This is a genomic window from Chimaeribacter californicus, from assembly GCF_002858675.1.
Lineage (GTDB): Bacteria > Pseudomonadota > Gammaproteobacteria > Enterobacterales > Enterobacteriaceae > Chimaeribacter > Chimaeribacter californicus.
On the sequence record NZ_PJZF01000073.1, the window covers coordinates 1 to 1,230 of the forward strand.

Sequence of the window (1,230 nt, forward strand, 5' to 3'; positions counted from 1 at the left end):
GAGAAGTGAATATCACGCACTCGCAGGCGTGACACCTCAGCGATGCGCAAAAGCGTATTGTAGGCGATGCCGATAAACGCCAGGTTGCGTCTGATTTTCAGGCTTTTAGAGCCATGCCATAGCGTAGCGACCTTCTTGAGGTCTTCATAATGAAAGGGGATCGCCTGGCCGACCTGCTCACCATCGAGTACCGAGGTGCGGCGAATGCTGCGCATACCACGCCTGACGGACAGGTCATCACCTGGGCGCGGCAAGCCTGCCTCGACGTGAATTTTGTTGATCAGGTATTTATGCTGCGCCACGGTAGAGGTGGCGCGCTTCAGGTCATTTTTGAGATAAAAGAGGTATTCCCGGACATCATCAGGATCTGCCGGCAGCCACGTCTTACCCTGGGCATCACACCATGTGCCCCAGCTGCGGAGTACAGATAGCATTTGATCCCAGGTATTTTTGGCAAAAGCGTTTTTATCGGCGATGAACCGGCGTAGTTTGTCTGCTACCCGGTCATCAATATCCTTGACGTCTATTGAGGGTAGATCATTCTTCTTTACCTGTTTGATCTCGGTTGCCATGAGTTTTCCTACGTTTTTCGTGCAGCACATAATCAGGGTGCATATCAGCCAGCAACAGAAGGAACTCGAACTCACCGATCGATAGCGCTCGACCGCTTTCGCCCTCTGTTTCCTTCTTAATCCATCCTGCGACTGAGTAGCCAAATCGTTCGGCAGCCTGCTTTTGCGTAAGCGCAAGTTTCTCGCGGGCTGCTTTCACCATTTTAGGGGTAGGTTGCATGAAAAGTGCTCCATAACTACCCCATATGGGATAGTGATTTTATAGTGGTCTGAACTAAATACAATGCTAATCCTTAAATTTCCTGGTAAACCGGTTTATGAACCAAGGATTAACCAAAGACGCCGCTGCGTGAAAAATTGCGGGATTATCCCCACATTCATTTCTATTTTTCGCGTAGCGTTGCCATCCCGGCAGCGGCAAAATGACCTCAGCTCCGTTGTGGATACCTCATGGTGATGCGCCTAAAATTTGTTTCATCGCGTGATAATTGCATAGTCCGCCAACCTGATTTAAAAAATGCCCGCGATTATCACCGAGGACGGCCGCGGAACATAAACGATTCAACTCAAAGTTGTAAAATACCAAAAAACGCCAAGGAAATATATTCTGCACTATATTTCGTTGGCGAATTCGTGAGGTCACAAGCTTATTCCAAAA

2 protein-coding genes and 1 pseudogene are annotated in these 1,230 nt (G+C 48.6%); all 3 read right to left on the bottom strand.

Annotation, left to right across the window (positions count from 1 at the left end):
* A pseudogene (locus CYR55_RS22865) lies at positions 1-572 on the bottom strand (recombinase); the annotation flags it as partial.
* Positions 538-792, bottom strand: coding sequence for a helix-turn-helix domain-containing protein (locus CYR55_RS22870; RefSeq protein ID WP_101818583.1), 255 nt, complete (start codon positions 790-792; stop codon positions 538-540). The gene CYR55_RS22870 and the pseudogene CYR55_RS22865, both read right to left, overlap by 35 nt.
* Before the next feature lie 228 nt (positions 793-1,020).
* The coding region (locus CYR55_RS23860) for a hypothetical protein (RefSeq protein ID WP_206604066.1) at positions 1,021-1,230 on the bottom strand (210 nt) is incomplete at its 5' end.

What these genes read in the sequence shown, in the direction of transcription:
- CYR55_RS22870 (WP_101818583.1), bottom strand. Translation starts at nt 792, where the DNA reads ATGCAACCTACCCCTAAAATGGTGAAAGCAGCCCGCGAGAAACTTGCG.